The sequence below is a fragment of the Ramlibacter sp. genome, from assembly GCF_013697775.1.
In the GTDB taxonomy this organism is placed as follows: Bacteria; Pseudomonadota; Gammaproteobacteria; order Burkholderiales; family Burkholderiaceae_C; genus Ramlibacter.
Window position 1 is genome coordinate 1 of the sequence record NZ_JACCWG010000374.1, and the last position, 4,709, is coordinate 4,709.

Below are 4,709 nucleotides of genomic sequence, written 5' to 3' on the forward strand. Positions count from 1 at the left end.
AAGCTCCTGCTGCGTCTGCCCATCCAGCTCAATCGACTTGGCGACCCGCATGGCATCACACCCCCTTGGCCATCGGAGTATGCCTTCGAGCGAAAGTTCAACTAATTCGCGCGCACTACACTAGGCATCGGCCGCGCATGCTCTCGATCATCGACGTCGCCAAGCATTTCGAAGGCCGCACCGGCCCGGTGATCGCGCTGGACCGGGTTCACCTCACAGTGCAAAAAGGCGAGTTCGTCACGGTGGTCGGGCCCAGCGGCTGCGGCAAGTCCACGCTGCTCAATCTGATCGCCGGCCTGATCGAACCCAGCGAGGGCCACATGGAGCTGGACGGCGAGCGCATCCGCGGCATCGACCGGCGCATCGGCTACGTCACGCAGTCGCACAACCTGTTTGCCTGGCGCACGCTGCGCGACAACGTCTGCTTTCCGCTCGAACTGGCCGGCGTGCCGCGCGCCGAGCGCTACCGCCGCGCCGACCGATGGCTGGAGATCGTGGGACTGCAAGGCTTCGCGCCGGCGTATCCGCACGAGCTGTCGGGCGGCATGCGCCAGCGCGGCAACATCGTGCGCACGCTGATCTACGAGCCGCAGGTGATCCTCATGGACGAGCCGTTCGGCCCGCTGGATGCGCAAACCCGCATCACCCTGCAGGACCTGCTGCTTCGCATCTGGCAGGAAACCGGCAGCACCGTCATCTTCATCACCCACGACCTGGCGGAGGCCGTCGCACTCGGCGACCGCGTGGTGCTGATGGGCCGGCGGCCGGGCCGGGTCACCCACATCGAGCAGGTGAGCGTGCCGCGCCCCAGGGACATCCAGCACATTCATGACGACGCCGAATTCCGCAGCATCTATGACCGCATCTGGCACAAGCTCGAAAAGCAGACCGATGACTGAGATGCCGGCCGCCCGCAAGCCGCTCTCGGCCGCGCAGCGCGAGCGGCGCATCCGGCTGGGCGTTCGGGCCGCGCAGGCGGCGCTGCTGGGGGCTTTCCTGCTTGCCTGGGAACTGGGCAGCTGCCGCTTCCTCGACCCGTTCTATTTCAGCAGCCCGGGCAAGGTGCTGGCCGTGCTGGGCGGCGAACTGATGGCGCGCGGCTTTTGGAACGACGTGCGCGTCACCTGCACCGAACTGATGCTGGGATTCTTGGGCGGCGCGGCGGCCGGCGTGCTGACCGGGCTGGTCCTGGGCCGCTGGCAGCTGCTGTGCGCGGTCCTGGAGCCGTTCTTCGTGGCGGTCAACAGCATTCCGCGCATCGCGCTGGCGCCCCTGCTGGTGATCTGGTTCGGCATCGACCTGATGTCGAAGATCGTGCTGGCGGCTTCGCTTGTCTACTTCATCACTTTTTTCAACACGCTGGCCGGGGTGCGCAGTGTCGACGCGGGGCTGCTCAGCGTGGCGCGCATCCAGGGCGCCAGCGAGCGCCAGCTGTTCCTGAAGGTGGTGGTGCCGTCGGCGTCGTCCTGGATTTTCACCGGCTTGAAGCTCAGCCTTCCCTTCGCGCTGATCGGCGTGATCGTCGGCGAATTCCTGGCCGCTTCCGCCGGGCTGGGCTACCGCCTGAACATGTACAGCACCTCGTACAACACCACTGGAACCATGGCCATGCTGGCTGTGATGATGGCATTCATGCTGGCGCTCAACGGCTTGATGGCTTGGGCAGAGAACCGGCTGATGGCGTGGCGGCCCAGGTCGGTGTTCGGCGCCGACCGCAACGTTCTCTGATTCACATTTCGAGGCAATCTCATGCAAGCGACATACCCGCAAGTTCCCGTGGTGAGCCAAGCGCTTGCCAATGCAGGAGTTCCCCTGTCCCCGGTGGTGCGCTGGGGCGACCTGGTGTTCGTCTCCGGCATTCCGCCGATCGATCCGGCCACCGGGAAAGTGGAGATCGCCTCCATCGACCGCCAGACCGAACTGGTGCTGCAGCACCTGCGGGCCTGCCTGGAGGCTGCCGGCTCATCGCTGGACAGGGTGCTGAAGGTCACGGTGCTGGTGTCCAACGCCGCCTACTACGAGACGGTGAACGCGATCTACGCAAAGCATTTCGGTGTGCGCCCGCCGGCCCGCACCTTCTGCACCGTGGCGTCCTGGCCCTGGCCCTGGCCATTCGATATCGAAATGGAGTGCATCGCCCATGCGGGCGAGCCGGGCGGGTGAATGGAGGGGAGCGGCCCAGGTGAACGCCTCTCGCTGCCACCTTCGACCGGCTCTACGCGCAGTGCCGCGCACGGTTCCAGGCAGTGACAACCGGTCTGCTTAATGTCGCGCGTTACCCAGCTCGCAGTTCACCGCACTGCCCGACGCGCGCGGGTCTGATCACTTGCATGCGCCGCCCGTGTTGCGGCCGGTTACCAACACGCATTGTTCTCCACAGAACTGGTGACTAAAGTCATTGTCCCGCCGCGAATGAGTGCCTAGACTCCGCCCGGTGGATGGGAGCAGTCGGACCGGGCGCATGCACCGGCCAGCATGACAGTCGTGTGCCGCTCTCCCGCGAACAAGACACAGGGGGCGCACGACGATGACCGAAGTTGCACCCGCGCAAGCCGCGGCCGCCGATTGCGCGGCACTGAGATCGCTGGTGGGCAACAGCCCTGCCCTGGCGGCCCTGCGCGAGAAGCTGCCGCGCATCGCCGCGTCGGCGTGCAACGTTCTCATCACCGGCGAAACCGGCACCGGCAAGGAGTGCGTCGCGCGCGCGGTGCACGAGCTGAGCCCGCGCCGCCGCGGCCCCTACATCTCCATCAACTGCGCGGCGCTGCCCGACAGCCTGCTGGACAGCGAGCTGTTCGGCTTCGAGCGCGGCGCCTTCACCGGCGCCAACACGGCCTATCCCGGCAAGATCGCGCTGGCCGACGGCGGCACGCTGTTCCTCGACGAGATCGGCGACATGCCGCCGCATGCGCAGGCCAAGCTGCTGCGCGTGCTGGAGACGCACGAGGTGTTTCCCATCGGCGCGCTGCGCAGCCGGCGGGTCGATTTCCGCACCGTGGCCGCCACGCACTGCGGGCTGGAGCAGGCCATGCACGAAGGCCGCTTCCGCGCCGACCTGTTCTACCGGCTGAACGTGGCCCGCGTGGTGCTGCCGCCGCTGCGCGAGCGGCCGGAAGATGTGCTGGTGCTGTTCGAACATTTTTCGCGCGGCCTGCCGGGTGCCGCGCAGCAGCCCCCGGTGCGGCTCACCGCCGCCGCCATGGCGCGCCTGTGCCGGTATGCCTGGCCCGGCAACGCGCGCGAGGTGCGCAACCTGGTGGAGGCCCTGTCGCTGCAGGACGCCGGCCTGCCAATGGACACCGCCGCCCTGCCGCTGCCGCCCGAAGGCGTCTCCTGCGCGGGCCGTTCCGACGCGATAGAGTCGGCGCGCATCCTGGAGGCATTGAACCGCTGCGAATGGAACCGCAGCAAGGCCGCCGAACTGTTGGACTGGTCGCGCATGACGCTGTACCGCAAGATGAAGCAGTTCCACATCGCGCCGGCGCCCGGGCAGTAGCACTGTCACATGCGCTGTCACATCGCCGCATGTGACAGCGCATCGCCCCTGATAGACCCGCATTTGCGCACGCGCGGCTGTCACAACTTGATGTGACACCAGACCGCCGGCGGCAACGCCCACGCAATGCAAGTGCTTGTCGCACAACGTATTTTCATTTCGGCGGACGCTGGCACGCGGCGTGCAATGCAAAGGTGTCATGCAAGCAGGCACCGCCTCCGGACCCACTGTTCCACCCGCCACCACCGGCGTGGCCTACGAGTACGCCAACTACTTCGAGGCGGGGTTCAGCCGCGAGGAAATCCTGCTGCGCTTCGCCCAGGCCTACGACGGCCAGCAGGAGCTGACCGACCGCATCCGCATCGTCATGACGCCGAGCTATGCGCGCGCGCTGCTGCATCTTTTGCAGACGACGATGGCGCGCTTCGATGCCGTGCACGAGGCGCTGGGCCACCACGCGGACGACGCGCCGGGACCCGCCCATGGTTGAAACGCAGCCGGACACCGACGCCCCGCCGCAGGCGCACGGCATCGACGGGCTGTGCGCGCGCGTGGACACGCTGTTCAAGCACGCCCTGCGCGAACACGACCGCCAGGCTGCAGCGCAGCCGCTTGCGCAAGACGCTGTGGCCGAACTGGCGCGGGCCTGGTCCGCACTGCCCGCTGGCGAATGGCTGGCGGCGCAGGAACACTTGGACGCGCTCGAACGAGCAGTGCTCGGCGTGCTGCTCGCTATCGCGCTCGACCCTTCGTACCTGGCAACGCTGGCCTACCTGCAAGGCGACGCACAGGGGCAGCGACCCTCGCTGCCGTTCGTGCTGCGTTTGCTGGGGCTGCGCCGCGGCGCGCTGATCGACGCACTGCCCGCGCTGCTGAACGGCTCGCTGTTCGCGCGCCGCCTGCTGGACTGCGAGGCGCCCGAGCGCATGCCGCCTTCGGCACTGGCGCGCGGCGTGGCGCTCGATGCGCAGATCGTCGCGCTGTTCCTGCCGCGCGCCGCGCTCGACGACAGCCTGCTTTCCTTCTGCCGGCTGGACCGGCCGCAGCCGGTACAGCCGGAAGCGATCGCGGATGCCGCGTTGCACGCGGTGCGGCAAGCCACAGCGCGCCCGCGCGAGGCGTTGCGCCTGCACCTTCGCGGCGCCGCGGGCAGCGGCAAGCGGCGCATCGCCGCCGCGCTGGCCGCCGAGCGGCGCATGGACCTGCTCTGCGC

At 68.1% G+C, this 4,709-nt stretch carries 6 protein-coding genes; all 6 read left to right on the plus strand.

The annotated features are described in order from the left end of the window. Positions 1 to 137 precede the first annotated feature (137 nt). The gene (locus tag H0U68_RS19050) at positions 138 to 899 is read left to right on the plus strand and encodes an ABC transporter ATP-binding protein (RefSeq protein ID WP_296358479.1); all 762 of its coding nucleotides are present in this window, start codon (positions 138 to 140) and stop codon (positions 897 to 899) included. Further along, positions 892 to 1,728: an ABC transporter permease gene (locus H0U68_RS19055; protein WP_296358480.1), complete on the plus strand. Its 837-nt coding sequence runs from the start codon at positions 892 to 894 to the stop codon at positions 1,726 to 1,728. The genes H0U68_RS19050 and H0U68_RS19055 overlap by 8 nt, the downstream gene beginning before the upstream one ends. Positions 1,729 to 1,749: 21 nt before the next feature. Next, on the plus strand, positions 1,750 to 2,163 hold the full coding sequence (locus H0U68_RS19060) for a RidA family protein (protein ID WP_296358481.1): 414 nt from the start codon (positions 1,750 to 1,752) through the stop codon (positions 2,161 to 2,163). Between the two features lie 364 nt (positions 2,164 to 2,527). Next, on the plus strand, positions 2,528 to 3,496 hold the full coding sequence (locus H0U68_RS19065; RefSeq protein WP_296358482.1) for a sigma-54 dependent transcriptional regulator: 969 nt from the start codon (positions 2,528 to 2,530) through the stop codon (positions 3,494 to 3,496). Positions 3,497 to 3,695: 199 nt separating this feature from the next. Next, positions 3,696 to 3,986 carry a DUF3467 domain-containing protein gene (locus H0U68_RS19070; RefSeq protein WP_296358483.1) on the plus strand — a complete coding sequence of 97 codons (291 nt, stop codon included), beginning with the start codon at positions 3,696 to 3,698 and terminating at the stop codon, positions 3,984 to 3,986. Then, on the plus strand, positions 3,979 to 4,709 hold a 731-nt coding region (locus H0U68_RS19075), incomplete at its 3' end, for a hypothetical protein (RefSeq protein ID WP_296358484.1). The genes H0U68_RS19070 and H0U68_RS19075, both read left to right, overlap by 8 nt.

What these genes read in the sequence shown, in the direction of transcription:
- H0U68_RS19050 (WP_296358479.1), top strand. Translation starts at nt 138, where the DNA reads ATGCTCTCGATCATCGACGTCGCCAAGCATTTCGAAGGCCGCACCGGC.
- H0U68_RS19055 (WP_296358480.1), top strand. Translation starts at nt 892, where the DNA reads ATGACTGAGATGCCGGCCGCCCGCAAGCCGCTCTCGGCCGCGCAGCGC.
- H0U68_RS19060 (WP_296358481.1), top strand. Translation starts at nt 1,750, where the DNA reads ATGCAAGCGACATACCCGCAAGTTCCCGTGGTGAGCCAAGCGCTTGCC.
- H0U68_RS19065 (WP_296358482.1), top strand. Translation starts at nt 2,528, where the DNA reads ATGACCGAAGTTGCACCCGCGCAAGCCGCGGCCGCCGATTGCGCGGCA.
- H0U68_RS19070 (WP_296358483.1), top strand. Translation starts at nt 3,696, where the DNA reads ATGCAAGCAGGCACCGCCTCCGGACCCACTGTTCCACCCGCCACCACC.